We start from the raw sequence: 26,355 nt of genomic DNA on the forward strand, positions 1-26,355 counted from the left end.
GGCAGTATCGGGTGGTGGCGAGCCTTTTCGTCACGAGAAGTCGTGTGACGAAAAGGAAGATCCCATGCGGTGTGCGCAATGCGGCGTCGAGCTCGCGGCCGCCGAGCGGGGCAGGCCGCGCCGCTACTGCAGCCGGTCCTGCCAGGCGCGCGCGTACCGGGCCAGAAAGGACGGCGGCGGGCTGAACCGCCGTTTCGCGCCCAGGGGCGAACGCGCGTGCGGAGATTTGGACCGCGCGGCGATCGTGCGGAGCGCGATCCGGATCGCCGACGCCGAAGGGCTTTCCGCGGTCTCCATGCGCGCCGTCGCGGCCAGCAACGGCGTTGCGGCGATGGCGTTGTACCGGCACGTGTCCGGAAAGGACGAACTGGTCCGCGCGATGGTGGACGCCGTTGTCGCGGAATACCGGCCAGCAGATCGGGATTCCGCCGATTGGCGCGCAGCGCTGGAGCGTCAGGCGCGGCAGGAATGGGCGCTGTACCAACGACATCCGTGGGTGCTGGCGGTGCTTGCCTCGACGCGCCCGCCGCTGGGCGGCTCCGTGCTCGCGATGGTCGACCGGTCGATGACCGCGCTCGCCGGGCACTTCGACGCCGACACGAGCCTCTCGGTGTACCTGCTCGTCAGCGGCTACGTGCAGGGCATGGCTCTGCTGCTGGCCGCGGAGGAGGAGGCGTTCCGGGACTCCGGGGTCGGCTACGAGCGGTGGTGGTCGGCGCGGCGGGACCACCTGGTCGGCGCCGCAGGCGTCCGCTACCCGTGGCTGGCCGAGGTGTCCTCGGCGGCGCGGCTCGACGACTGGTTCGAGTTCGGCTTGCAACGCGTGCTGGACGGCATCGGCGCTCGTCTGTGATCAGCGGGACGAGAACCGGTACCGGGCAAGGGTTTTCGGTCCCCAGAGGGCCACGACGAGGGCCGCCGCGGCCAGCATGACGGGCGCCGCGAACGCCGGGTCGTAGGCCCAGCCGTCCTCCGACATCGAGTACGTCACGTTCATCGTCATGTGGAACAGGACCGCGGTGAACACGCTGCGCCCCGTGTTGTTGTGCAGCCACACGATGATCACCCTGGCCGCGACGGTGGAGGCGCACTGCCAGAACGCCCACGCGGGCTCGTGGAGCTGCAGGTACGGCACCAGGTGCCAGGCCGCCCACACGGTTCCGACGATGGCGCCGCCGCCGAGCGCTCCCCACCGCTGCTGCATCGGGCCGGTGGCGTAGCCCGTCCAGCCCACTTCCTCCGCGACGCCCGCGATGAAGTAGAGCACGCAGTAGATCAGCACCGCCGTCCACGAGATGCGCGGTTCGGGCAGCGGTTGCCCGGCGAGCAGCATCAGCCAGTACGACACCAGCGTGACCGCGGGCATGATCAGCAGGATCGGCGCGTACCAGATCCGCCGCCTGATGCTCGAAACGTCAACGGCGGCACGGAGAATCCTGCGCACCTCGCCGGCACCGTCGTTGATGCCGACGAGGATCGCAGCGGCCACCAGCGGGACGACGAACTGCAGGGCGCTCAACGGCAGGTTCGCCGGCAGTCGCGCGTCGGAGAACTCGCCGAGGAGCACGAACGGGGCGGCCAGGACGAAGACCAGCGCGAAGAACGTCCACGGCGACCTCGACCAAGCCCCACGCGTCGCCACGAAACCCCCCGATCCTCCACTTCGGACCAGGGAATCCTCCCGCCGCACTGACGACCGCGCATCGGGGAGAACCCCGACCCGCCCCTGACGTCAGCGCAGTGCTTCGGCGAGCGCGCGGAAGGTCGGCAGCGGGTCGCCGCCGAGTGCCTGGATGCCCACGTGGTTCGCGCCCGCCTCCAGGTGCGCGTTGATGCCTTCGGCGATCTGCTCCGCGTTGCCGTGCAGGGCCAGGGCGTCGATCAGGCGGTCGCTGCCGGGCACCGCGACGTCCTCGGCGGTGAAGTCGTACCGGCGCAGGTTCTTGGTGTAGTTGCTCAGGTTCAGGTACATCTCCACCGCCGCGCGGCCGGTGGCGCGGGCGCGCTCCGGGTCGGTGTCGAGCACGACCTTCTGCTCCGGGGCGAGCAGCGGCGCGTCGTCGAGGATCTCCCTGGCGTGCCTGGTGTGCTCGGGAACGGTCAGGTACGGGTGGGCTCCCGCGGCCCGGTCGCCGGCCAGCTGGAGCACCTTCGGGCCGAGCGCGGCGAGCACGCGGCCGGACGCGGGAACCCCGGCGGCGTCCAGCCGGTCGAGGTAGTCGACCAGCGCCTGGTACGGCTTCGTGTAGGTGTCGGTCATCTCGCGGTGGCCGGCGCCGATGCCGAGGACGAACCGGTCCGGGTGCTTCGCGGCGATCCGGTGGTAGGACTCGGCCACGGTCCGGGCGTCGGAGTTCCAGATGTTCACGATCCCGGTGGCGACGGTGATCCCGTCGGTGGCGTCCAGCAGTCGTTCCGCCAGCGCCAGGTCCGCCGGCGGCGAGCCGCCGATCCAGATCGTGCCGTAGCCGAGCCTCTCCACCTCGATCGCCAGTTCGGGGTCGAGCCCGGTGGACAGCCGCCAGATGCCGAGTTTGCCGAGTTCTGCGGTCATGGCCATGGCCAACACGGCGAGCTCTCGCGGCATTCCCGGCATCGCCCGACCGTGTCAGCGGCGGCGGGCCCGCAGGGCGACGGCCAAGCCCCCGTCGACCACCGTCAGCGCGGCCATGCCGAGCATGCCCGCCGAGGCGCGCCGACTCCGGTAGTGGTTGGCGATCACCAGGTTCAGCGCCGCCCGGCCGGCCATCCACGGCCAGCGCGGGCGACCGCGCAGCAGGCCGGGGGTCAGCGCCAGGTCGGCGATCCCGACGGCGCGGGAGAAGCCGACGTCGTCGCCGAGCCCGAGGGCCTTCGACACCGGCCGCGGGGCGACGGTCAGCCCGGCGCCCATCGCCAGGGTCACGACGCCGACGACGTCGGCCAGCTTCTCCACTCGAATCATGATCGTCAGCTTCGCCGGTGGCCCGGCGGAGGACAAGGGCGGAGGTCCGGCTCGCGGCGGGACCAACGTCCGGGCGTCAGCCGTCCTTGCGCCAGACGTAGGCGGCGGAGATCGGGTGGTTGCGGAAGCGCTCCCACTTCGGCTTCACCGCGAGCCATTCGTCGTCGATCACGCCCTCGCGCAGCTCCGCCAGCCGCCAGCCCGCCGCTAGCGCCGCCGCCACGTGGTCGCTGATGAGGTGCACGTTGGTGGTGATGGCCACCGATTCGCCGGCGTCGTTGGTGTAGTGCGTCGGCATGCCCGAGGTCATGATGAAGTGCGGGTGGAACGTCACCAGCACGAACGCGGCCTTCGGCGCGGCCAGCCGCCACGCCTCCCGGTACAGCGGGTTCAGGTCGTCCAGGTGCTCGTCGATCAGCGACGAGATCACCAGGTCGTAGGCCGCATCGGGGAGACCGGTGGCGGCGACGTCGGCCTCCACGAGCCGGTCGTGGGCGCCGCGGCGCTGCGCGAAGGCGAGCATCTCCGGCGTCAGGTCCACCCCGTCGATCGATGGGATTCCCTTGTCCCGCAGCCACTGCCCGGTCCGTCCGGTGCCGCAGCCGAGGTCGGCGGCCCGCGTGACGGCCGCCCAGGACGGCTCCTGGAGCCGGTCGAGCAGCGCGATGTCCATCGCGTCCTCGACGGTCTGCTCGTAGTGCGTGACCCATTCGCCGTATCCGGTGCGGACGTCCACGGTGCGATATCCCCGCGCGTCGAAATCGCTGAACTCCATTGGGCCGATTATTCAGCCCGGTGCTCCTGCCGCGAAACGATTTTTCCGCCGGCCGGCCCAGCGTTGCTCCGTGCGGGATCACAGGTCCGCCCCGGGTTCGGGGAACGGCTTGACTGATCACTTTCCGCGACGACATGGTTGCGGACTGCCTGTTTGTGCGGACGGGGAGGTCGGCATGGGGGAGGACGGCAGGGAGCGGCGACCGTTCCACGTTCCGGTGGTCAGGCGGCGCTGGCCGCAGCTGGGCATCGCCGCGGCCTGCGCGGTGGTGCTGGTGGTCGCCGCCTACTTCGTCGTCACGACGACGAGCGGCTGCGCTTCCGGGCTGCACCGGACGGGGCCGCTGGACGAGTGCATCGGGGTCACCGACGGGCCGGGCGAGTTCGGGCTCAGCGACGGGCGGGGCGGCTTCGACGGCAGCCTGCGGGTCGTGCAGGACAAGATCGCGGCGGAGAACGCCCGGGTGCGGCGGATCAGCCGCGAGCAGAACAAGCCCTACGTGAGCATCGCCTACTTCAGCCCGCTCACCGTCGCCAAGCCGGACACCACCACGATCGAGGCGGTCCGGCGCGGCCTGGAGGGCACCTACGTTTCGCAGCTGCGCGCGAACGCCGACGGCCGGGAGGAATGGGGCGGGAACCTGCCGCTGATCCAGGTGCTGCTGGCCAATCCCGGCAGCCGGAGCGTGCAGTGGGAGCCGGTGGTCGAGCAGCTGCGGCAGCTCGCGGAGCCCGAGGGGAACGGCCGGCTGGTGGCGGTGACCGGGCTCGGGCAGAGCCTCGCGGGCACCCGGGACGCGATAAACCGCCTGTCCCAGCACAGGATTCCGATGGTCGGCGCGATCATCACCGCCGACAAGTTCGCGACCGATCCGGCGGCGCCCGAGGCGAAGGGGCTGCTGCGGGTGGCGCCGCCGAACTCCGCGCAGGCCGGCGCGCTGGTCAGGCGCCTGGAGGAGACGCAGCTCGCGCTGGTCGTCTGGGACCGCAACCAGGACGAGGTCTTCGCCCGGGACCTGGCGAACGCGTACGAGGCCGCGTACCAGCAGCGCGGCGGGAAGCTGGTGCGCGGCGAGCCGTTCGACTCCGCGCAGCTGGCCACCGCCAACACCTTCCCGGCGATGGTGCGGATTCCTGCGCCGTGCTGCTCGCGGTGATCGGTCCGCAGTGGATGGTCATCGCCGACGAGCTCGGACAGCGGCGCCTGGAGAACCCGAACGACGTCGTGGTGCGGGAGATCTCGACGGCGCTGCACAACGGCGTGCGGGTGATCCCGGTGCTGATCGACGACGCGGCGATGCCGAAATCGGCGGAACTGCCGACCGGCCTGCGGCCGCTGACGCAGCACAACGGCGTGGTGCTCAACCCCGGCACCTCCGACTCGGAACTCGGCAGGCTCCTCGCCGCCCTCGACAAGCACCTGGCGAGCCCGAGCGCGCCGCCGGATCCCGAGCCCGAGCCGGAACCGGCGGTCAGGAGCCGGTACGACCTGCTCCACGACCTCGTGCAGGAGTGCATCACGCCGCCGGACGGCCCGGGTCGCGAGCTGCCGGTGATCCGGCTGCTCGGCAGCGGCACCGAGATGCTGGCGTACCTGGCGGAGGATTGCGGGCCGTCCGTGCCGCACACCCGGCTCGACTTCGACGCGGAGGGGCTGACGTCGCTGCGCCGGGCGGTGGTCGAGCTGGCCGTGCGGTTCGGCGGCCGGGGTTCGCCGCAGTTCCGCCACCTGATGCTGTGCATCGTCGCCGCGGGTTCGGGTTTCGGCGCCGGGACGGCGTTGTCCAAGCTGCGCAACGCGGTGCTCGCCGCGGAGCAGCCGGACTTCTCCCGGGTGACGTTCGACGCCGTGGTCGGCGCGTTGCAGGCGTCGGGAGCCCTGCTGAACTGGTCCGGCGTCCTCGCGGACGCGTTGCTCAGCGGCGGCGAGCGGGCGCAGTGGCGCAGGCGGCTGCGGGCGTTGACCGGGTTCCGGGATTCCGCCGGTGTGGCACCGGGTCCGTGGGCGGAGCCGGATGCGGTGGGTTCGCGCGAGTTCGACGAGGTGCTCCTGGCGGCCTTCCTCGCCGACCTGCGCCAGGCCCACGCGGGCCGGCGGCTGGGGCGCGCGATGAACTGCGTGGCCCTGCTGGACAACGCGGATGCGCCGCTCGGCGAGCGGTTCCTGGACCTGCTGCTCGACCTCCGGCGAGGGCTCCCGCCCGATCCGCTCGTGGTCGTCGCGGCGGGCCGGCAGTGGCAGCCGCCGCTGGACGCCCCGGAGGCCGTCGACCTGCCGACCCTGGCGGAGTGGCAGGAGAACCGGGGCTCCGAGTGGCTGCCGGTCGATCTGTGAACCGTCAGCGCAGGGGGAGGCCGACGTAGTTCTCCGCCAGCGTGGTGGCCGCCGCGGTGGAGGTGCGGAGGTAGTCGAACTGGGCGCGCTGCAGGCGCCGTTCGAAGGCCGCGTCCGGGCCGCCGAAGTGGTGCGTCAGCGAGGTCATCCACCACGAGAAGTTCTGCACCCGCCAGACCCGTTGCAGGCAGGCCGCGGAGTAGCCGTCCAGGCCGGTGGTGCTGCCGGTCCGGTGGTAGGTGGCCACCGCGTCGGCGAGCCGGTCCACATCGGACACCGCGAGGTTGAGCCCCTTCGCGCCGGTCGGCGGGACGATGTGGGCGGAATCGCCGGCCAGGAAAAGGCGGCCGTGGCGCAGCGGTTCGGCCACGAAGCTGCGCATCGCGGTGACGGTCTTGTCGATGATCGGGCCGTCGTGCAGCGTCCAGCCCGGCGTGCCCAGCCGGGTCCGCAGCTCCGCCCAGATCCGCTCGTCCGGCCACTCGTCGAGCGGCTCGTCCGGGGCGCATTGCAGGTAGAAGCGGCTCACCTCGGCCGACCGCATGCTGTGCAGCGCGAACCCGTTGGCGTGGTTGGCGTAGATCAGCTCGGCGGAGGACGGCGCGACGGAGGCCAGGACGCCCAGCCAGCCGAAGGGGTAGACGCGCTCGTAGACGGTCCGCGTCCCGGCCGGGATGGTGTCCCGGCAGACGCCGTGGAAGCCGTCGCAGCCCGCGACGAAGTCGGCGTGCAGTTCGTGCTCGACGCCCTCGTGGGTGAAGCGGACGAACGGCCGGTCGGTCGTCACGTCGTGCACGCCGACGTCGGCGACCTCGAACAGCACCTGGCCGTCGTCGCGCCGGCGGCGCTCGGCGAGGTCGCGCACCACCTCCTGCTGGCCGTACACGGTGATCCCGCGGCCGGTGAGCTCCCGGAACGGGATGCGCAGGCGTTCCTCGTCGAACTGCAGGTGCACGCCGTCGTGCACGTCGCCCTCGCGCAGCATCCGGTCGCCGACCCCGGCTTCGCGCAGCAGGTCCGCGGTGCCCTGTTCGAGCACGCCGGCGCGCACGCGGTGCTGGACGTACTCCTGGCTGTGCCGCTCCAGCACGACGGAGTCGATGCCGTGCAGGTGCAGCAGGTGGGACAGCAGCAGCCCGGCGGGGCCGCCGCCGACGATCGCGACCTGGGTGCGCAAGGCGGCTCCTCCCGTCGGGGCTGGCACCACTCCACTTCGGGTTCCCGGAGTCCGCAAGCCGTGCGGGCCGCGCCGCGCGAAAACGAGCCTGGAAGCGTTGCGCCCCCGGATCGGGTGCCAGGATGGCGTGGTGGCGAAGGCACAGCGCGTCGGACGGCCCCGGGATCCAGCGGTGGACACGCGCGCCTTGGAGGCGGCGCGGGCGGTGTACGCCGAGCGCGGCTGGAGCGGCTTCTCGCTCGACGAGGTCGCCCGGCGCTCCGGGATCGGGAAGGGCTCGCTCTACCTGCGCTGGCCGAACAAGGCGGCGTTGCTGGTCGCCGCGGTGCGGGAGCGCACCAGGTTCATCGCCGAGATCGACACCGGCGAGCTGCGGGCCGACCTGGTCGAGTTCGCCCGCGGCTGGATGGAGTACCTGGGTGCCGACGAGGGCGCGCTGACCTCCCGGCTGGGCGTGGACGCGCAGTTCTCGCCGGAGCTCGCCGAGTCGCTGACCGACGACCCGTACCCCGAGCACATCCGGGCGACCCGCGCGATCGTGCGCCGCGGCATCGAGCGCGGCGAACTGCCGCCCGGCGCGTCGGTGGCGCTGATCGCCGACCTGATCGCGGGCGCGGTGTCCAACCACGTCCGCGCCACGCCGCTGCACCTGCGCGGGCAGGTCTGGGCGGAGTCCGCGGGCTACCTGGCCGAGCTGGTCGACACCGTCCTGGCCGGGGTGCACGCCCGGTCCTGAGTCCCCCGAAGGGCTATTGCGGACGGAAGTCGTCGGAAATATGTTCGGGTACGTCGGACTCAGCGCGAAACCAGGAGGTTTCGAATGAGCCACTGCCGCGACGACGATCCGCCCGCTCCGTTGCGGGCCCTGCGCGTGGTCGACACGACCGACGGCCGGGCCGAGATGTGCGGGCGGCACCTGGCCGACCTCGGCGCCGAAGTGATCCGGGTGGAACCACCGGGCGGCGCAGGCACCCGGACCGCCTGGCCCCGGCACGGCGACGTCAGTCTCCGGGAGGCCACCTACAACGCCGGGAAGCTCGGCGTCACCCTCGACCTCGACGATCCGGGCGGGCGCGCCGATCTGGTGCGCCTGCTGTCGACCGCGGACATCTGGCTGACCACGGCGCGGGATCCGGATTTCGCCGACATCCGCCGGCGCGTGCCGACGTTGGTGATCGTGTCCGTCACCGACTTCGGGCTCACCGGGCCGTACCGCGACTTCGTCGCGACCGAGTGGGTGCTCGCGGCGATGGCGGGCGTCCTGTGCCGGTCCGGCGTGCCCGGCCGGCGCCCGCTCCTGCCGCCGCACGAGATCGTGGAGCAGGCCGCGGCGGCGCAGGCGACCTGGTGCGCGCTGGTCGGCCACTACCGGCGGCTGAGCACCGGTCGCGGTGACCACCTGGACGTTTCGCTGTACGAGACGGCGATCCAGGTCTTCGACCCGGCCTTCGGCGCCGGGCCGACCGCCGGCTACGGCCGCCAGTGGTGGGACTTCCCGCACGGGCGGCCGGACGTCGCGCATTACTACCCCGTGTACCCCTGCGCCGACGGGCACGTCCGGGTCTGCCTGCTCAGCGCCGCGCAGTGGCGGGCGATGCGGGCCTGGCTCGGCGAGCCTGCCGGATTCCAGGACCCCAAGTACGACACCATCCTCGAACGGCAGCACGCCGACGACCGGCTGCGTCCGCTGATCACCGAGCTGTTCGCCGGGAAGCGCGCGGTGGACGCGGCGGTGGAGGGGCAGCGGCGCGGGATTCCGGTGGCACCGCTGCTCGACCTCGGCGCGGTCGCGGCGGCCGAGCACTTCCGGGAGCGGGGCGTCTTCGAGACGGCGGAGATCGCCCCCGGCGTGCGCGGAGTGCTGCCGCGGAGCTGCATCGAGCCCGACGGCCGGCGCATCGGGCCCACCCGGCCCAGCCCGGCGCTCGGCGAGCACGACGAGCTCCTCGATTCGCTGCCGCCGCTGCCGCCGCCGCTCGGGTCCGGGAAGGCCGATCGCGGCGCGCCGTTCGCCGGGCTGCGGGTGCTGGATCTCGGCGTGATCGTGGTCGGCGCGGAAGCCGGGCGGCTGTTCGCGGATCTGGGCGCGGACGTGATCAAGGTCGAGAACAGCGCGCACCCCGACGCCGGCCGCGCCCCGTTCGACGGCACCGTCTCCGCAGGCTTCGCCTGGGGACATCGCGGCAAGCGCAGCCTGTCGGTCGACCTGCGCGACCCGCGCGGCCGGGAGCTGTTCGAGCGGCTCGCGGAGACCGCCGACGTGCTGCTGAGCAACTTCAAGCCGGGAACCCTGGAGAAGCTGGGCATCGGCCACCGCAGGCTCGCCGAGGTCAACCCGCGCTTGGTGGTCGTCGAGAGCAGTGCCGTCGGGCACACCGGTCCGTGGAGCGGCTGGATGGGCTACGGGCCGCTGGTGCGAGCCGTGACCGGGTTGACCGCGCTGTGGCGGGACCCCGGGGTGCCCGACGGCTTCGCCGACGGGGTCACCGTCTACCCGGATCACCTCGTCGGCCGCATCGTGGACATCGCCGCGCTGGCCGTGCTGATCGAGCGGGGGGAAACCGGCCGGGGCCGCCGGGTCACCTGCTCGCAGGCGGAGGCGATCCTCAACGCCCTGTCCGCGCAGGTGTTGCGGGAATCGTTGGAGCCGGGATCGGTGCGGCCGCACGGAGATCGGGACGAGGACACCGCGCCTTGCGGCGTGTACCCGTGCGCGGGCGACGACGAATGGTGCGTCATCGCGGTGCGCGGCGACGCCGACTTCCAGCGGCTGCGCGGTGTCATCGAGCTGCCGGACGCGGCGCACCGGGAGGAGATCGACGAACTGGTCGCCGGGTGGACCGCCCGGCGCACACCCGACGAGGTCATGCGCGAGTTGCAGCGGGTCGGCGTGCCGGCCGGGCCGATGCGCCGAATTCGCTCGTACGCAACGGATCCGGCCCTGCGGGAACGCCGGGCGTTCGGCACCCTCTACCAGCCGACCCTCGCCACTCCGCTGCCCACCGAGAACGCCCAGTGCCGGTCGGACACGATCGCCGCGCCCAGCCTGCGCCCCGCGCCGGCGCAGGGCCAGCACACGCGGGAGATCTGCACCGGACTGCTGGGCATGGATGACGCTGCCGTCGACGCGCTCGTCGACGTGGGCGTGCTGGCCGAAACCGATCCGTGGCAACCCCTTCGCACCCCGGGAGCGTCCACATGACCTTCGACTTCACCGATGAGCAGCGCGCGCTGCGCCAGGCGGTGCGCGCGCTGCTCGACGACCACAGTGCGGAACCCGCCGTGCGCGCGGCGGCTGCGAGCGCCACCGGCGTCGACCAGGACCTGTGGAAGCTGCTCGCCGAGCAGCTGGGCCTGGCGGGCCTGGTGGTGCCGGAGAGCTGCGGCGGGGCGGGGGCCGGGCCGGTCGAGCTCGCCATCGTGCTGGAGGAGATGGGCAAGAAGCTGTTCTGCGGCCCGTACCTGTCGAGCTCGGTGCTCGCCGCCACGCTGCTTACCGAACTCTCGTGCGCGGAGTTCCTGCCGGACCTGGCGAGCGGGCAGCGCACCGCGACCGTCGTGTTCGCACAACAGTCGATCGCCGCGGGGGAAAGGCTTTCCGGCGAGCAGCGCTTCGTGCTCGACGGCGCGACGGCCGACCTGCTGCTGGTGGTCGCCGGCGGGCCGCGGGTGTTCGCCGTCGACCCGGCCGCCGGCGGCGTCTCGATCCAGCCTATGTCCACTGTGGATGGTACTCGGCGGCTCGCCGAGATCACCCTCGACGACGTGCCCGCCCGGCCGGTCGGAGACCCCGGCAGCACCGCCGCGGCGGTGGAATGGACGCTGCGCACCGGGGAGGTCGCGCTCGCCGCTGAACAAGCCGGCGGGGCCCGGGCGGCGCTGGACATGGCCGTGGAGCACGCCCGGACCCGGTTCCAGTTCGGTCGCGCCATCGGCGGCTTCCAGGCCATCAAGCACATGTGCGCCGACCTGCTGGTGGAGGTCGAGTCGGCGTACTCCACCGCCTACGCGGCGGCCTGGGCGCTGGCCGAGCGGAGCCCGGAGGCCACCGCGCTGGCCGCGATGGCGCAGGCCTTCTGCTCCGACGCGTTCGTGCGAGTGGCCGCCGACAACATCCAGATCCACGGCGGGATCGGCTTCACCTGGGACCATCCCGCGCACCTCTACCTGCGCCGAGCCCGCAGCAGCGCCCAGCTGCTCGGCGACGCGGCAACGCACCGAGAGCGCTACCTCTCCGCCATCGCCGATCAGGGGTGACCATGAACATCGACTCGTTGCGCAGCGAAGTGCGGCAGTGGCTCGCCGACCACTGGGACCCGGCGACCGACCGCGCCGAATGGCTGGCCGCGGTGGTGGATCGCGGCTACGCGGTGCCGCGCTGGTCGCGCGAGAACTCCGGGCTCGGCCTGGACGAGGAATCGGCCGGTGTCGTGGAGGCGGAGTTCCGCCGGGCCGGCGCGCCGGGCAGCGGCCAGGACCGGACCAACCTGTGGGCGAACACAGTCCTGGCGTACGGCAGCGCGGAGCTGCGGCAGCGGTTCATCCGGCCGCTGCTGCTCGGCGAGATCCGGATGTGCCTGCTCTACAGCGAACCCGGCGCCGGTTCCGACCTGGCGGGCCTGCGCACCACCGCTGTCCCGGACGGCGATTCCTACCGGGTCGACGGGCAGAAGGTGTGGACGTCCAACGCGGCCGAGGCCGACTACGGCATGCTCATCGCCCGCACCGACCCGGAGGCGCCGAAGCACCGCGGCATCAGCTTCTTCTTCCTGCCGATGGACCAGCCGGGCGTGACGGTGCGGCCGCTGCGGCAGATGACTGGAGAGGCGCACTTCAACGAGGTCTTCCTCACCGATGCCCGGGTTCCGGCGGCGAACATGCTCGGCGAACCCGGCCAGGGCTGGCGGGTGCTGCAGACCGCGCTGGCCTACGAGCGGGTGGTGCTCGCGGAGTCCAACCGCGGCGCGAGCACGCGGCACGCGAAGAAGGACGGCGGGGAGGTCGACCTGATCGAGCTGGCCCGCAGGCACGGGCGGCTCGACGATCCGGTGGTGCGCCAGGACATCGCGCGGGTGCTGGCGCTGCGGGCGGCGAACCGCTGGAACAACCAGCGCGCGCAGGCCGAGCTGGAGCAGGGCACCTCGTCGTCGCTGGCATCGCTGGGGAAGCTGCTGATGTCGCGACTGCTGCACGAGACCGGCCGGGTGCAGACGGCGATCGTCGGCGCGGAGGCGATGCTGGAGGGCGCCGACCACCCCGACGGCGACGACGCGAACTTCGCCGCGATGAACGCCTACTTCACCTCGATCGGCGGTGGCACGGACCAGATCCAGCGCAACATCATCGGCGAACGGATCCTCCGCCTGCCCAAGGAACCGGATCGGTTCAGGGACGTACCCTTCCGGGAGATCCCCAAATCAGGCTGATCGCGGTCGCGGTCATGCGCGAGAGGACTTCCCAACTGACTCGGACTCCACTTCCCCGGCCCCGGTCGCACAGCGCTCGGATCGGGGGCTGAGATGGATCTCGGAATCGTGCTTGCGTTCATCGGCGCCGCGGCGGTGATCTCGCTGGTGCCCGGCCCGGACATGATGTTCATCCTGGCCAACGGCATTTCCTCGGGGCCGCGTGGCGGCGTGATCGCAGCCCTGGGCATGTCCAGCGGCATCGTCGTGCACACGGTCGTGGCCGCGCTCGGGCTGACGGCGATGTTCCAGGCGGTGCCCGCGGCGCTGGAGGTCGTGCGGATAGCCGGTGTCGTCTTCCTGCTGTACCTGGCGGTCCAGTCGTGGCGCGCGTCGGCGGTGCCGGAGGTGCAGGCGGCACCGGCGAGGTCGCTGCGGCGCATCTACGCCCTGGCGGTGCTGACGAACGTGTCGAACCCCAAGATGATCCTGTTCTACCTGGCGTTCGTCCCGCAGTTCGTCAGCGCGCAGGCGGCCTGGCCGATCCCGGTGCAGCTGCTGTCCCTCGGCGGCCTGCTGGTCGTGGTGGGCCTCAGCGTGGACGCCTCGGTGGGCCTCGGCTCGGGCTGGCTGTCGAACGTCCTGCTCCGCCGCCGGGCGATCCAACGCTGGCTGGACCGAACGGCGGCCGTGGTCTTCGGAGCCCTCGCCCTGCGAATGACAACCGAAGACCTGAGGTCGTGACACGGCCCTGATCAGCCACGTCAGCACTGTCCGAGGCTGCCCGCCTGTAGTACAACTGCGGCCGGGCAGCCGTACGTCGGTCACAGCTGGGGACTGCTGCCGCCACGCCACCGCCCGTACGCCGCAGCGCCTGGCTCAGGAGTTGGACTCTCTCGGGCGCAAACTGGATGGGCCGACCTAACCTGCGAAGCCCAGCGTCCATGAGTTCATTCGGTGCAACCGACTGCCAGTGCGCGATCAGGCGAGGCGGTCGAACTCGTTGTCCTTGAGTTGTTTCATCCAAGAGTCGACCTGGGCACGGGTGAAGAGCAGGAACCCAGCATCGGGATTCTTGCTGTCGCGGAAGGCGACTCGGCCGTCAGCTACCGTCGCCACCTCGACGCAGTTGCCGCCCCCGACACCACCGCCACCTGAGTAGCTGCTCTTGCGCCAGTTTTCAGGACGTAACGCACTCTGCTCGATCATCTTCGCGCCCTCCTTGACCGCACGTCACCCGTAGCTCTCAGCGGCTTCGGCAAGCTTGTTCACCGAGTCGACCTGCGACAGCGACTGCTCGGTGAGGATACCGAAACGGAGCGTGTAGGCACGGACGAGTTCACGATCCTCGATGTAGACCGCGCGACACGGACCTTCTGAGTACCCCACGTCAGGAATCGGATCGGGTAGCGTCAGGATCGAGAACGGGCCTTCCAATGCCGGACTCGCGCCGACCATCCTGGGCAAGACCTGCACTGTGATGTTGGCTTCTTCCGCCGCTTCGGCGAGGAAACGAAGTTGATTGCGCATCACTCGCGGCGCGCCGACCGGCCGTTGCAGCAGTCCTTCGTCGAGAATCACGTGCAGCTTAGGCGGTTCGGCCTTGCGAAGGATCTGCTGCCGGGCGAGGCGAGCTGCGACTCGTCGGTCGACTTCGTCCTCGGCGATATCCGGGTTGATCCCCCGGATCAAGGCGTGCGCGTAGTCAGCGGTTTGCAGAAGGCCTGGCACTAGGAGGGTTTCGAAGCTCCGCGACGCGACGAGGGCGACCTCCAGGTTCAGGAAAGCGTGGAAGTCCTCGGGCAGGTTCTTCCGGAACGGCGTGGGGCATGGCGTTCGGGGAGCGGTTCGAGATCATCAGCACTGACCGCGGTCTTCGCATGAGCGTGGCGTCGGCGGAGGAAGCCCGGCGTGCCTTCAGCTGGGGCAGTCATATCTCCGGCCGTGTGGTCTGGGTCGGTGAATGAGCGAAGGGCGCCTCCGCCGGTTTTCGGCGGAGGCGCCCTTCGTGTTCCATCAGCAGCAGCGGGAGCCGGGAGTTGCGTCCTGGCGGTCGACGTGGCGTCGCCAGAACTCCCGCTCCGGCAGCGGTTGCTCGTCCGGGTGGTTCCGGCTGTGGTGCTCCAGGTAGCGCTCGTAGGCGTTCTCGCCGACCACGCCGCGCACGATCTGCCAGGCCGTGCGAGCGGACTCGCGCAGCCTGGCCACGATCGTGCCGGTCATGTGCCCGCCCCGGCCTTCTCGGCCCCCGGAGTCCCGGCCGTCTCCAGCTCCTTCTGGATCCGCTTCTCTTCGGCCGTCGGGATCAGCCCGGACGGGGCGAACAGCTGCGACTCCACGTGCGGGACTTCGGTGTCCGGCAGCGGCGCGCCGGCGCGCAGCGCCTTGATCCACACCCGGACCGCGTCCAGCAGCACGATCACGATCAGCAGGGCGAACAGGATGCTCAGCACTCCGTCCACAGTGGAGTTGACCACGACCTTCTGCATCTCCTCGACCGTGTGCGCCGAGCCCTTGCTGGTCTGGCCCGCGTCCAGCGCCGCCTGGTACGCCGCGCGCTGCGCGAAGAAGCCGATCTTGGGGTCGGCGGAGAAGATCTTCTGCCAGCTCGCGACCAGCGTCACCGCCGCGTCCCACGCCAGCGGGATCACCGTCACCCACGCGTACTTCGCCCGGCCCGTCTTGATCAGGATCGTGGTGGCCACCGCCAGCGCCACCGCCGCCAGCAGCTGGTTCGCGATGCCGAACAGCGGGAACAGCTGGTTGATGCCGCCCAGCGGGTCGTTCACCCCGGCCCACAGGAAGTAGCCCCAGGATCCGACGATCACGGCGCTGGCGATCCAGTTGCCCGGCTTCCAGCTGACGTCGCCGAAGCGCTTCCAGACGTTGCCCACGGTGTCCTGCAGCATGAACCGGCCCACCCGGGTTCCGGCGTCCACAGTGGTCAGGATGAACAGCGCCTCGAACATCACCGCGAAGTGGTACCAGAACGCCTTCATCGCGTCGCCGCCGATGACCTGCGAGAACACCTCGGAAAGGCCGACGGCCAGGGTCGGTGCGCCGCCGCTGCGGCCGACCAGCGTGCTCTCGTCCACCGCCGCCGCGGCCGCCGCCAGCTCCTCCGGGGAGATCTGGAAGCCGACTCCGGCAACCGCCTGCGACGCCGACTGCAGCGTGTTGCCGAGCACCGATGCCGGCATGTTCATCGCGTAGAACAGGCCCGGCTCGATGATGCACGCCGCGGCCAGCGCCATGATCGCCACGAACGACTCGGTGAGCATCCCGCCGTAGCCGATGACCCGGACCTGCGACTCCTTCTCCAGCAGCTTCGGCGTGGTGCCCGAGGCCACCAGCGCGTGGAAGCCGGACAGCGCACCGCAGGCGATCGTGATGAACACGAACGGGAACAGCGAGCCGGCGAACACCGGACCCTGCCCGTTGAGCGCGAATTCGGTGATCGCCTCGGTCTTCATCATCGGCATCGCGATCAGGATCGACACCGCGAGCAGTACGATGACGCCGACCTTCATGAAGGTGCTCAGGTAGTCGCGCGGCGCCAGCAGCATCCACACCGGCAGCACCGAGGCGATGAACCCGTACGCGATCAGCGCGAAGGTCAGCTGGTTGCCGGTGAGCGTGAACATCCCGGCCAGCGCCGAATCGGCGACCCAGCTGCCTGCCACGATGCTCAGCAGCAGCAGCGCCACGCCGATCACCGAGACCTCGACGATCTTGCCCGGGCGCAGGTAGCGCAGGTAGAAGCCCATGAACAGGGCGATCGGGATCGTCATGCCGATCGAGAAGGTGCCCCACGGGGAACCCTTCAGCGCGCCGACCACGACCAGCGCCAGCACGGCCAGCAGGATGATCATGATGGCCAGCACGGCGATCAGCGCCGCGATGCCGCCGATCGGCCCGATCTCCTCGCGGGCCATCTGCCCGAGGCTGCGGCCGTCGCGCCGCGTGGAGAAGAACAGCACCACGATGTCCTGCACCGCGCCCGCGAAGATGACGCCGACGATGATCCAGATGGTGCCCGGCAGATAGCCCATCTGCGCGGCCAGCACCGGGCCCACCAGCGGGCCGGCCCCGGCGATCGCCGCGAAGTGGTGGCCGAAGAGCACGCGCCGGTCGGTCGGCTGGAAGTCGGTGCCGTTGTTCAGCCGCTCCGCGGGCGTCGCGCGGGTGTCGTCGACCTTCAGCACCCGGTAGGCGATGAACCGGGCGTAGAAGCGGTAACCGATGGCGTACGAGGCGAGCGCCGCGAACACCAGCCAGGCCGCGGAGATCTCCTCGCCGCGGAACAGCGCGATGACGCCCCACGAAATCGCGCCGACGACCGCCACCAACGTCCAGATGGCGATTTCCTTGGGACTCATCCTGCGTTTCCGAGCCGCCCCACCGCTCGGCGCTGTTTTCGTAGCCACCGTCCCCGGACTCCATTCCCGCGTATGCGCTGTGCAACACGACTGGGCACAGCAGACACGAGGATCTGTGCGCATGTCCCGAATGTCCAGCCCGATGCATGGAAGTAACCAGGATGTAAGCCACGCCTGGTAATCGCGAGACGAAGACCTGTGAACACCGCTGGCCCGCCGCGGCGGGCCAGCGGATTCGCCGATCAGCCGTGGCGTTCGGCGAGTTCCGCCAGCGCGTCGAGCCGGCGCAGCGATTCGTCGCGCTGGTGGGTCGGCAGCAGGAACAGCGCGCGGTCCACCCCGGCCGCCGCGTAGGACTCCAGGACCGCCGGATCGCGCGGCGCCGCGAAGACCGAGACCGGCACCCGCCAACCCGCCCGGTCGCGCACCTTCGGCACCAGGTCGCCGAGGTTCTCGGTGCCACCGCGCGGCAACCAGCCGCCGCCGTACTCGGCGACCCGCGCTATGGCGCGCTCGCCCTCCCCGCCGACGTAGATCGGCGGATGCGGCTGCTGCACCGGCTTCGGCCACGCGTAGATCGGGTCGAAGTCGACGTGCTCGCCGTGGAACTCGGCCGCCTCCTTCGTCCAGATCTCCCGCATCGCCCGGATCCGCTCGTCCATCAGCGCGCCGCGGGTCGCTGGATCGGTGCCGTGGTTGCGCATCTCCTCCCGGTTCCAGCCCGCCCCGAGGCCGAAGATGACGCGCCCACCGGACACCAGGTCGAGGCTGGCGACCTCCTTGGCGGTGGTGATCGGATCACGCTCGATGATCAGCGAGATCCCGGTGGCCACCAGCAGGCGCTCGGTGACCGCCGCGATCGCGGTGAGCGAGACGAACGGATCCAGCGTGCGGTAGTAGACGCGGGGCAGGTCGCCGCCGCCCGGATAGGGCGATTCCCGGCTCACCGGGATGTGCGTGTGCTCGGGGGCGAAGAGCGAGTCGAACCCGCGCTCCTCGACGGCCCTGCCCAGTTCCGCCGGGCCGATCCCCTCATCGGTGATGAACGTGGTGATCCCGAACTTCATCAGCGCCTCCTAGAGCTGCGTCCGGCAAGGTCGCCCGGCCGATCCGGCGGTTCGGCGCCGCGCGGCACCACAGGCCTACCGCGCCGGTTGGCGACCGGCAAGAGCTCCTAACACCCGAACGATGCTTACCCCGGTCGCGCGTGGCGGTAGTGCAGTGGGGCTGACCGGGCATGATCCATCTGGCGGCAGGGCTGGCAGAAGCCGCCACGAGATCATCATCGGCGGACCCGCCGGTAAACTTCGCCGCCGTTGGGTGCAGCCGATTGGTTACAAGTGAAACCCGGCCGCAACCAAGGAGGGGGGCTTGGGCGTCGTGCAGATATGTGACGGTGTCGATCGCATTGCCCGTGACCGCCTGGCCGGGCGACGGGCTGGCGGCAATGGATGAACTGACGAGCAAGCTGACCGACCTCTACCAGGAGCATTACCGGCAACTGCTGCGCATCGCGATCCTGCTGGTGGACGACCGCGCCACCGCGGAGGACATCGTGCAGGACGCCTACGTGCGGGTCTTCGACTCCCGTTCGCGGCTGCGCGATCCGGACAAGGCGCTGGCATTCCTCCGGCAGGCGGTGCTCAACCGGGCCCGCTCGATGCTGCGGCGACGGCTGATCGCCAAGAAGTACCAGCCGAAGCTCGCCGTCGAGGACCGCCAGCCCGACGACACGGGCCGCGGGGTCGATCGCGCGGTGCTGGCCGCGGCGCTGACCAAGCTGCCGCGCCGGCAGCGGGAGGCCGTGGTGCTGCGCTACTACGCCGATCTCAGCGAAGCGCGCACCGCGGAGGTCATGGGCTGCAGCCAGGGCGCGGTGAAGTCGTACTGCTCGCGTGGCGTCTCACGACTGTCGGATCTGCTGGGGGAGCGGGTGTGAAGGACGGGAACAGCACACGGGAAGTGGACCTGCTGCGGGCGCAGCTGCACCACCTGGTCGAAGACGTCGAGCCGAGGCCCGACGCGCTGCCGCGGCTGCTGGCCGGCGTGCACCGCCGGAGATCGCCGCGCCGCCCGCTGATCGTGCTGGTCGGCGCGGCGGCGGTCGCGGCGGCCGCATTCGTCGTGGCCATGTTCGCGCTTCCGGGCCAGCACGACCCGGAACCGGTCAGCGTCCGGCCGGACAGCTACCTCGCATCGCCGGAGCCGGGCGTGATCGCGGCCTTCGACGTGCTGTCGGGCCGGGAGGACCGGGAGGTCGCCCGCGTCGACGGCGCCGAGGCCGGCGTCCTCGCCGCCGACGACGACCGGATCTACACCATGGTGTCCACAGTGGATGGACGCCGGGTCGTCGAGGTGACCCCGCAGGGCGGGCAGCGGGTGCTGCCCGGAGAGGCCGGCGACGGCCGGCTGCTGGCCGCGGGCGGCGGGCGCGTCGCCTACCTGGACGGGAACGCCGTGGTGGTCGTGCGCGGCGAGAACCGGCAGACCATCGCGATCCCGCCCGGGCTGCGGGTGCACGACCTGGCGCTGGCCGACGACGGCCGGCTCGCCGTCCTGGCCGGGGAACAGGGCAGCCGCCGGGCCGCGGTGCTGCTGCTCGCGCCGGACGCGAACTCGCTGGCCGGGCACGTCGAGGCGGCGCCGGACGCGCCCTGCGGGCCGGTGGCGATCGCCTGGTCCGGGCTCGACGTCGCGGCGCTGGAACCGGTGGACTGCGACGGCGGGCAGGCCCGGGTGGCCACCTTCGCGGCGGACACCGGGCGGAAGATCGGCGCCGGGGTGCCGTTCCGGACGCCGCTGCTGACCGCGGGCGAGGCGCGACTGTCCGCGGACCCGCTGGGCCGCTTCCTGGTGTCCACCGGGAAGCAGGGGCAGTGGCTGGTGGACGGCTCGGTGATCCGCTCGATCCCGCCCGCCTGCTCCGGCGCCGGGGAGTGCGCGCCGGACCCCGGCACGTTCTGAGTCCGATCACGCTCCGCAGTGCGGACACGCCCCTGATCTGATCAATGCCAGGCTTGATCATCACAACGGCTGGACGATCGGCAGCGGCTTTCCGACGCCGAGGACAGGGGTGGACGTGCAGGCGCAACCACGGGAACTGCTGCGGCTGTACCGGACCGCGCTGGACCGGCCGAGGTGGCAGCAGGTCCTCGCGTTCGCGGTGTCGCTGTGGACGCTGGCCTGGATCATCGGCCAGTTCGTCACGCCGGAGGACGGCCCGACCGCACTGGACGTGCTGGGAAGGCTCGCCGCGCGGCTCGGCCTCACCGGCGGCGAGTGGGCCGAGCGCATCACCGAAACCTGGCAGAGCAGCGGCGGCGGGTTCGCGCTCCTGGGCGGGCTGCTGTGGGCGGCGACGACCGAGCGCGGCCAGCTGCCGGCGCTGCTCGGCTGGATCGCGGTGATGCTCGGCGCGGAACGGCTCGGCTACCAGCCGGCGGTCCTGCTGGCGGTGGGGACCATGGTGGGCTTCGTGGTCGTGCTGTGGCTGGCGGCGCTGACCAGCGACCGGTTCGTCGACCGGCGGACCACGCTGCTGCCGCGCGACGTGCTGCGTGCGGGCGTCACCGCAGCGGCGCTGTCGGCCGTCGTCCCGCTGTACGCGCCGGCGTTGTTCCTGGCCCGCCTGGGGAATCCGTACCTGACCAAGGCCCCGAGGATCCTCTCCGCGGACCGAGCCCCGGCCCGCGGCGGCTGGTCCAGGATCCCGGAACAGGTCAAACCGGCCGAAGCCCGCAAAACCGAAGCCCGCGAACCGGAGCAGTCATGACCGGATCCACTGCCCCTACCGCAATTTCCATTGAGCGTTTTTCATCCTGGTCGGCCCGCAGCCGCGGGTCGTAAAGCTGCACGTCGATGGGCTGTCGCATGCGCCGCAGGCGCATAGCCCACCTACGACACTGGCACCGCCGCGGGTTCACGGTGCCCACCCCTCCGGGGTTCCCTCGGCGAGGACGGCCCCTCCGCCGTGTATTGGACATACATCAGGAGGGGCACCCACAGACCAGGGAGCCTCTGAGGTTCCGCCACCCGCACCGCCACGCAGAACGAGGTTGGAACAACCTCAAGAAATTGCGGCGGAACGTGACGGGTCGGTGCGTCAGGGTTGAGGTGTGAGGCGGAGGCCGCGTTCGGCCAGCGCGCGAAGGCCCACGTCATCCGGGTTGGAAGTGTGGCCCCGCCACGCGGTTTGCACGATCCGCACCTGGTTGCCGTACTGCTGCACGGCCTGCGCGGCGTTGTCGAACCCGTCGGGACCGCCGGGCCGGCCCAAGCCGTCGGCGATCAGGTCCGTGACGCCGCCGGTGCCCGCGGTGTCGGCGACTTCCCGCAGCTCGCGCGCGGATTGCTCGTCGGGCAGTTCGACGATGGCCACCGAGACCGCGGCCGGTCGCCCCGACACCTGGGTGTCGAACACCGCGCGGGTCAGGCCCCGGCACGGTCGCTGCTCGAACCAGCGCTGCACGTCGCCGAACGAGTGCCGGTCGCAGGAGGCGTCGCGAGCGGCCACCCGCTGCGTGAACTCGACTCCGTCGGCCCGCTGGACGGGCGGGGTCCGCGGCGGCGGGCTGGCGGCGGGCCGGCCGAGCGTCAACCACGTCCCGAGGACGCCGAAGACCAGTACCAGCGCCGCGGCCGCCGCGATCAGCTTGCCGCGCGGCGTGAATCGCCGCACCGCCCCGCCGGCCGCGGGCCGGTCGGTGTACTTCGGGATCAGCATGGTGTCCGCAGTGGCCAGATCGGTGGCCCCGGACTCCGGGAAGCCCTCGGCGATCAGCTCGGCCGGGCCGAGCTCGCAGCTCTCGTCGAGCACCCGCAGCAACCGCTGGGCGGGTTCGACCGGGCAAGGCAGTTCGTAGGTGGCCAGCTCACGGGCGGCGGCGAGGATCGCGGTCGTGTTCGGCGACACCACCCGCACCCCGCGGTGCAGGTCGGTGGTGGGCTGCGTGACCTGCCCGGCGTACGGGCCAACCACCACGATCGCGGCCACCGGCAGCGGCTCCAGCCCGCGCGACTGCAGGCTGCGGGCCAGCGCGGCGGCCGATTCGAGACCTTCCAGCCCGGGGTTGACCGCGCCTTCGGTGCGCACCAGCGGCCAGCCGTCGATCGTCCACGGGGTCTGCAACGGCGCGTCGACCTTCAGCGCGGGTTCGGGGAGGTCGACCCCGAGCACCACGACCACCCCGCGCGGCAGCACGATCACCGCGTCCAGCGGCCGGGGGCTGCCGGGCGGGCGGCAACCGAACACGGCGACCCCGCCCAGCACCGAGCAACCGGCGCCCCACGCGGAAATGGCCGCCCGGATGTCGGCGCCGACCTGGGTCGGTTCCGCACCGAGCCGCACCAGTCGCATGACGACCTCCAAGATCCGGTGGGGACCGCACGTTCGAACAGAGACGTTAGTCGGGGCGTCCGAGTAATGTCGCGGGGTTTCGACTTTCGTCCGATCGAGTGGTGTCCACCACTCGTCCGCCGCCATCGCGTTGGTGCTTTCGAGCTAGCGCGAAAACCCGGGACAACGCCCCGGATCTGCGATTTCCGCTATTCGGGGCAGTCACCGCCGGGCGGGTCCGGCTTCGCCGCGCGCCCGCGGGCCCGCGGCGAATGCCGTCGTTCTGGTGGCGAAGCGCTCCGCCCGCAATGCAGAATGGCGCCGCACCTGTTGATCGCCAAGTACGCGAGGTCGTAGGGGAAGACGTCCCTCGTCGAACAGCGGAGGTCAGCAGTGAGCACCCGTGGCAGCGACCGTGGCCACACCATTGGTGTGGTCTACGTTCACTCGTCGCCGTCTGCGGTCTGCCCGCACGTCGAGTGGGCGATCTCTGGCGCACTCGGCATTCGGACAGAACTCCGCTGGACGGCACAACCGGCAGCACCAGGGCAACTCCGCGCGGAGTGCAACTGGTCGGGCGAGCCGGGCACCGGCGCACGCTTGGTCACGGCGCTGCGCGCGTGGCCGATGCTGCGCTTCGAAGTCACCGAAGACCCCAGTCCCGGGGTGGACGGGCAGCGGTTCTGCCATGCGCCCGGCCTGGGCCTGTGGCGGGCCTGCACGAGCGCCAACGGCGACATCATGGTGAGCGAGGACCAGCTGCGGACGCTCGCGGCCAACGCCAAGGGCCCGGAGGCCTTCGGCCACCGCGTGGACCAGCTGCTCGGCGCCGCATGGGATGACGCCCTCGAGCCGTTCCGCCGCGCCGGTGACGGTGCTCCGGTGACCTGGTTGCACCGGGTGGGCTGACTCGCGCGGGTCTTTCTCCCGGAACCTGTGATCGCCTCGGTGGCGGTGTGAAAGGCTTGGGGCGTGCGTTCCTGGCTGAAGTGGGGTATTCCGCTCGCGATCGTCGTGCTGCTGGGCGCAGCGGGCGGTGGCGCGCTGCTGTCGCAGTACGTCTACCGCGATACGCCCGCCGACCAGCTCTCCAGCACTACGACGGAGCCGGGCGGCGGGATGACGTCGCCGCTGGGCATCGTCTACACCCCCGAAGCCGCGGCTCATCCCGACCGGCGAACCGTGCAGGCCCTGCTGGACAACCACTTCCGCTCCATCAACGACAAGAGCTACGACCTGTGGAAGTCCACAGTGGTCCGCGCGAAGTGGCTGGAGCTGCCGCATGACAAGTGGATGGCCAACTACGACACCACCCGCGACTTCCAATGGACGGTGCACCGGATCGACCCGGGACCGGACGGCTCGTTGCTGGTGATGCTGACCTTCCGGAGCAACCAGACGCTGGAGGACGCGCCGGCGCAGGCCAAGTCGACGTGCGTGACCTGGAACGTGGTCTACCCGCTGGTGCTGGACGAAATGCGCCAGGGGCTGCGGCTGGACACCAGCAAGCTGCCGAACAGCGCGCTGTTCAAGCCCTGCGAGTGATGACCTCGCCCGCGATCACACCGCGGCCTCGGCGCGGCGGTGCTCCTGCGGGCTGACGTCGAACTGCCGCTTGAAAGCGTTGCTGAGCGCGAAGGCGCTGCCGTAGCCGACCTGGCGGGCGACCGAGGCGATCGTCGCGTCGGACTCCCGCAGCAGGTCGGCCGCCATCGCGAGCCGCCAGCCGGTCAGGTACTTCATCGGCGGCTCGCCGACCAGATCGGTGAACCGGCGGGCCAACCCGGCCCGCGACGCGCCGGACCGCGTGGCCAGCGATTCCACCGTCCACGGGAACGCCGGGTCGTGGTGCAGCAGTTGCAGGGCCCGGCCGACCACCGGGTCGCGGTGCGCTTGGTACCAGGCCGGGGCTTGTGCGTCGGGGCTGGCGAACCACGCCCGCAGGCTCGCGATGAGCAGCAGGTCGAGCAGCCGGTCCAGGACCGCTTCCTGGCCCGGTGAATCCTTGCCGATCTCCGCGGCCAGCAGCTCCACGAGCGGAGAATCCAGCGAGCCCTGCCGGACCACGACCAGCGCCGGCAGCGCGGCGAGCAGGCGGCTGCTGATCTCGCCCGTGATCTGGTAGGTGCCGATCAGCATGTTCATCGACGCGCCCAGGTCCGTGCCCCAGGTGCGCACGCCGACATCGGTGAGGTCGCGAAGCGGTTCGCCGGACGGTGTGCTGCAGCCCTGCCCGGGGTGCACGACGACCTGCCACGGGGTGCTCGGGTCGTCGGTGACCGTGTAGGCGTCGGGGCCCCTGGCGATCGCGATGTCGCCGGGTTCGAGCCGCACCGGGTCACCGGCGTCCGGCACCGCCCAGGCCGATCCGCGCACCAGGGTCATCAGGGTCAGTGGCGCCCGGTCCTGGATCCGCAGCGACCACGGCGGATCCAGGACCGCGCGGAGCAGGAAAGCCCCGCGGGCTCGCGGGCCGTCCAGCAGGTTCACGAGTGCGTCCACGAGTCGATCTTAGACGCTGGATTATGGAATCGAGCCAATGAACTATGGGAAGTCTCGAAATTTGCCGCTTGGCTAGTGCCATGACGAACAAGGCGCAGAAAACAGCACTCGTCCTCGGCGGCACCGGCCGGACCGGCCGCCGGGTGGCCGCGGGACTCGCGGCCAAGGACATCCCGGTGCGCATCGGGTCGCGTTCGGCGACGCCGCGGTTCGACTGGGAGGACAGCAGCACCTGGGAGCCGGTGCTGCGCGACGCCGGATCGGCCTACGTGAGCTACCAGCCGGATCTGGCGATCCCGGAGGCCGCCGAGGCGGTCGGCTCGTTCGCCGAGCTGGCGGTGCGCAACGGCGTCCGGCGCTTGGTGCTGCTGTCCGGCCGCGGGGAAATCGGCTCGCAGCGCGCCGAGCAAGCGGTGCGGGAATCCGGTGCGGAGTGGACGGTGGTGCGCGCGAGCTGGTTCCACCAGAACTTCAGCGAGGACTTCCTGGCGGAGTCCGTGCGGGCCGCCGAGGTCGTCCTGCCGGTAGACGGGGTGGCCGAACCGTTCGTCGACGCCGAGGACATCGCCGAGGTCGCGGTCGCGGCGCTGACCGAGGACGGCCACGCCGGTGAGGTGTACGAGGTGACCGGCCCGCGGCTGCTCACCTTCGCCGAAGCGGTCGGCGAGATCGCCGCGGCGACCGGCCGGGACATCGATTACCTGCCGGTGACGGTCGAGCAGTTCTCCGCGGGGATGGTCGAACAGGGCGTCCCGGCCGAGGTCGTGGCGATGCTGGGCCACCTGTTCACCGAGGTGCTCGACGGTCGCAACGCCCACCTCGCCGACGGCGTGCACCGGGCGCTGGGCCGCGAGCCCCGCGACTTCCGGGACTACGCGAAGCGGACCGCTCCCACCGGGGTGTGGTCATAGGTCCACAGAGGACGAAAGGGGCCGCCTCCATCGTGGAGGCGGCCCCTTTCGTCCAGCTCAGCAGGTCAGAGGGGGATGTTGCCGTGGGAGCCTCGCCCGGCGGGGGCCGCGGCGAGCGCTTCGGCGATGCGGCGGCGGGTCGTCTTGGGGTCGATGACCTCGTCGACCACGCCGATCGACATCGCCCGGCCGACGCCGCCTGCCACGCGCTCGTGGTCCTCGATGAGCTTGTCCTGCAGGGCCTCGCGCTCCTCCTCGGGCGCGGCGGCGAGCGCCTTGCGGTGCAGGACGCCGACCGCGGCCTTGGCGCCCATCACCGCGACCTCGGCCTCCGGCCAGGCGAACACGGTGGTCGCGCCCAGCGCGCGGGAGTTCATCGCGATGTACGCGCCGCCGTAGGACTTGCGGGTCACCAGCGTCACCCGCGGCACCACGGCCTCGCCGAAGGCGTGCAGCAGCTTCGCGCCGCGGCGCACCACGCCGCCCCACTCCTGGCCGACGCCGGGCAGGTAGCCCGGCACGTCGACGAGCACCAGCAGCGGCACGCCGAAGGAATCGCACATCCGCACGAAGCGGGCGGCCTTCTCCGCCGA

General features: G+C 71.3%; 27 protein-coding genes. 14 read left to right on the forward strand and 13 right to left on the reverse strand.

Annotation, left to right across the window (positions count from 1 at the left end):
- The first annotated feature begins 64 nt into the window (after positions 1-64).
- A complete protein-coding gene (locus AC07FN_RS01640; protein WP_478393845.1) occupies positions 65-853 on the forward strand; it encodes a TetR/AcrR family transcriptional regulator in 789 nt (262 codons plus the stop codon).
- Here the strand turns inward: AC07FN_RS01640 and AC07FN_RS01645 are convergent, their stop codons facing one another.
- From AC07FN_RS01645 to AC07FN_RS01660, 4 genes are all read right to left on the reverse strand, one after another.
- The gene (locus tag AC07FN_RS01645) at positions 854-1,642 is read right to left on the reverse strand and encodes a CPBP family intramembrane glutamic endopeptidase (RefSeq protein WP_478393846.1); all 789 of its coding nucleotides are present in this window, start codon (positions 1,640-1,642) and stop codon (positions 854-856) included.
- 90 nt (positions 1,643-1,732) lie between these two features.
- Entirely contained in the window at positions 1,733-2,554 is an 822-nt protein-coding gene (locus tag AC07FN_RS01650; RefSeq protein ID WP_478393880.1) for an LLM class F420-dependent oxidoreductase, read from the reverse strand.
- A gap of 54 nt (positions 2,555-2,608) precedes the next feature.
- The gene (locus AC07FN_RS01655; protein WP_478393847.1) at positions 2,609-2,944 is read right to left on the reverse strand and encodes a hypothetical protein; all 336 of its coding nucleotides are present in this window, start codon (positions 2,942-2,944) and stop codon (positions 2,609-2,611) included.
- A gap of 76 nt (positions 2,945-3,020) precedes the next feature.
- The gene (locus AC07FN_RS01660) at positions 3,021-3,719 is read right to left on the reverse strand and encodes a class I SAM-dependent DNA methyltransferase (protein ID WP_478393848.1); all 699 of its coding nucleotides are present in this window, start codon (positions 3,717-3,719) and stop codon (positions 3,021-3,023) included.
- 175 nt (positions 3,720-3,894) lie between these two features.
- Here AC07FN_RS01660 and AC07FN_RS01665 point away from each other — a divergent pair, with 175 nt between their 5' ends.
- Both AC07FN_RS01665 and AC07FN_RS01670 read left to right on the forward strand, forming a co-directional pair.
- Positions 3,895-4,875 carry a hypothetical protein gene (locus AC07FN_RS01665; RefSeq protein WP_478393849.1) on the forward strand — a complete coding sequence of 327 codons (981 nt, stop codon included), beginning with the start codon at positions 3,895-3,897 and terminating at the stop codon, positions 4,873-4,875.
- Entirely contained in the window at positions 4,860-6,053 is a 1,194-nt protein-coding gene (locus AC07FN_RS01670) for a hypothetical protein (protein ID WP_478393850.1), read from the forward strand. Before AC07FN_RS01665 ends, AC07FN_RS01670 begins: the two co-directional genes overlap by 16 nt.
- A gap of 4 nt (positions 6,054-6,057) precedes the next feature.
- On the opposite strand, the gene pobA is transcribed toward AC07FN_RS01670, so the two are convergent.
- Positions 6,058-7,230 carry a 4-hydroxybenzoate 3-monooxygenase gene (gene pobA, locus AC07FN_RS01675; RefSeq protein WP_478393851.1) on the reverse strand — a complete coding sequence of 391 codons (1,173 nt, stop codon included), beginning with the start codon at positions 7,228-7,230 and terminating at the stop codon, positions 6,058-6,060.
- Positions 7,231-7,402: 172 nt separating this feature from the next.
- Here pobA and AC07FN_RS01680 point away from each other — a divergent pair, with 172 nt between their 5' ends.
- From AC07FN_RS01680 to AC07FN_RS01700, 5 genes are all read left to right on the forward strand, one after another.
- A complete protein-coding gene (locus AC07FN_RS01680) occupies positions 7,403-7,966 on the forward strand; it encodes a TetR/AcrR family transcriptional regulator (RefSeq protein ID WP_207954888.1) in 564 nt (187 codons plus the stop codon).
- Positions 7,967-8,050: 84 nt separating this feature from the next.
- A complete protein-coding gene (locus AC07FN_RS01685; RefSeq protein WP_478393852.1) occupies positions 8,051-10,432 on the forward strand; it encodes a CaiB/BaiF CoA-transferase family protein in 2,382 nt (793 codons plus the stop codon).
- Positions 10,429-11,487 carry an acyl-CoA dehydrogenase family protein gene (locus AC07FN_RS01690; protein WP_478393853.1) on the forward strand — a complete coding sequence of 353 codons (1,059 nt, stop codon included), beginning with the start codon at positions 10,429-10,431 and terminating at the stop codon, positions 11,485-11,487. The genes AC07FN_RS01685 and AC07FN_RS01690 overlap by 4 nt, the downstream gene beginning before the upstream one ends.
- A 2-nt stretch (positions 11,488-11,489) precedes the next feature.
- Positions 11,490-12,656, forward strand: a complete 1,167-nt coding sequence (locus AC07FN_RS01695) for an acyl-CoA dehydrogenase family protein (RefSeq protein ID WP_478393854.1) — start codon at positions 11,490-11,492, stop codon at positions 12,654-12,656.
- Between the two features lie 93 nt (positions 12,657-12,749).
- The gene (locus AC07FN_RS01700) at positions 12,750-13,379 is read left to right on the forward strand and encodes a LysE family translocator (RefSeq protein ID WP_478393855.1); all 630 of its coding nucleotides are present in this window, start codon (positions 12,750-12,752) and stop codon (positions 13,377-13,379) included.
- Positions 13,380-13,616: 237 nt separating this feature from the next.
- Here the strand turns inward: AC07FN_RS01700 and AC07FN_RS01705 are convergent, their stop codons facing one another.
- From AC07FN_RS01705 to AC07FN_RS01725, 5 genes are all read right to left on the reverse strand, one after another.
- Positions 13,617-13,844 (reverse strand): DUF397 domain-containing protein, encoded by a 228-nt coding sequence (locus tag AC07FN_RS01705; protein ID WP_478393856.1) that lies wholly within the window; start codon positions 13,842-13,844, stop codon positions 13,617-13,619.
- 24 nt (positions 13,845-13,868) lie between these two features.
- A complete protein-coding gene (locus AC07FN_RS01710) occupies positions 13,869-14,441 on the reverse strand; it encodes a DUF5753 domain-containing protein (RefSeq protein WP_478393881.1) in 573 nt (190 codons plus the stop codon).
- 210 nt (positions 14,442-14,651) lie between these two features.
- Positions 14,652-14,858: a YbdD/YjiX family protein gene (locus AC07FN_RS01715; protein ID WP_452611825.1), complete on the reverse strand. Its 207-nt coding sequence runs from the start codon at positions 14,856-14,858 to the stop codon at positions 14,652-14,654.
- Positions 14,855-17,014: a carbon starvation CstA family protein gene (locus AC07FN_RS01720; protein ID WP_478393857.1), complete on the reverse strand. Its 2,160-nt coding sequence runs from the start codon at positions 17,012-17,014 to the stop codon at positions 14,855-14,857. The genes AC07FN_RS01715 and AC07FN_RS01720 overlap by 4 nt, the downstream gene beginning before the upstream one ends.
- A gap of 242 nt (positions 17,015-17,256) precedes the next feature.
- The gene (locus AC07FN_RS01725) at positions 17,257-18,081 is read right to left on the reverse strand and encodes an LLM class F420-dependent oxidoreductase (RefSeq protein ID WP_478393858.1); all 825 of its coding nucleotides are present in this window, start codon (positions 18,079-18,081) and stop codon (positions 17,257-17,259) included.
- A 347-nt stretch (positions 18,082-18,428) separates the two neighbouring features.
- Here AC07FN_RS01725 and AC07FN_RS01730 point away from each other — a divergent pair, with 347 nt between their 5' ends.
- The 3 genes from AC07FN_RS01730 to AC07FN_RS01740 all read left to right on the forward strand — a co-directional run bounded on the left by AC07FN_RS01730 (position 18,429) and on the right by AC07FN_RS01740 (position 20,786).
- Complete coding sequence (locus tag AC07FN_RS01730) at positions 18,429-18,953, forward strand: SigE family RNA polymerase sigma factor (RefSeq protein WP_478393859.1); 525 nt, start codon at positions 18,429-18,431, stop codon at positions 18,951-18,953.
- Positions 18,950-19,978, forward strand: a complete 1,029-nt coding sequence (locus AC07FN_RS01735; protein WP_478393860.1) for a hypothetical protein — start codon at positions 18,950-18,952, stop codon at positions 19,976-19,978. The genes AC07FN_RS01730 and AC07FN_RS01735 overlap by 4 nt, the downstream gene beginning before the upstream one ends.
- Before the next feature lie 115 nt (positions 19,979-20,093).
- Entirely contained in the window at positions 20,094-20,786 is a 693-nt protein-coding gene (locus AC07FN_RS01740; protein ID WP_478393861.1) for a hypothetical protein, read from the forward strand.
- A gap of 330 nt (positions 20,787-21,116) precedes the next feature.
- Here the strand turns inward: AC07FN_RS01740 and AC07FN_RS01745 are convergent, their stop codons facing one another.
- On the reverse strand, positions 21,117-22,370 hold the full coding sequence (locus tag AC07FN_RS01745) for a hypothetical protein (protein WP_478393862.1): 1,254 nt from the start codon (positions 22,368-22,370) through the stop codon (positions 21,117-21,119).
- A gap of 411 nt (positions 22,371-22,781) precedes the next feature.
- Between AC07FN_RS01745 and AC07FN_RS01750 the strand changes: the two genes are divergently transcribed.
- Entirely contained in the window at positions 22,782-23,258 is a 477-nt protein-coding gene (locus AC07FN_RS01750; protein WP_165968583.1) for a DUF3145 domain-containing protein, read from the forward strand.
- Positions 23,259-23,321: 63 nt separating this feature from the next.
- Positions 23,322-23,894, forward strand: coding sequence for a hypothetical protein (locus AC07FN_RS01755; protein WP_478393863.1), 573 nt, complete (start codon positions 23,322-23,324; stop codon positions 23,892-23,894).
- Between the two features lie 15 nt (positions 23,895-23,909).
- Here AC07FN_RS01755 and AC07FN_RS01760 read toward each other — a convergent pair whose 3' ends face one another.
- Positions 23,910-24,851: an AraC family transcriptional regulator gene (locus AC07FN_RS01760; RefSeq protein WP_478393864.1), complete on the reverse strand. Its 942-nt coding sequence runs from the start codon at positions 24,849-24,851 to the stop codon at positions 23,910-23,912.
- Between the two features lie 80 nt (positions 24,852-24,931).
- Here AC07FN_RS01760 and AC07FN_RS01765 point away from each other — a divergent pair, with 80 nt between their 5' ends.
- Entirely contained in the window at positions 24,932-25,762 is an 831-nt protein-coding gene (locus AC07FN_RS01765; protein ID WP_478393865.1) for a Rossmann-fold NAD(P)-binding domain-containing protein, read from the forward strand.
- A gap of 65 nt (positions 25,763-25,827) precedes the next feature.
- On the opposite strand, the gene AC07FN_RS01770 is transcribed toward AC07FN_RS01765, so the two are convergent.
- A partial coding sequence (locus AC07FN_RS01770; protein ID WP_478393866.1) for a carboxyl transferase domain-containing protein occupies positions 25,828-26,355 on the reverse strand: 528 nt, incomplete at its 5' end.

The sequence above is a fragment of the Saccharopolyspora sp. NPDC045941 genome (genome assembly GCF_056431445.1).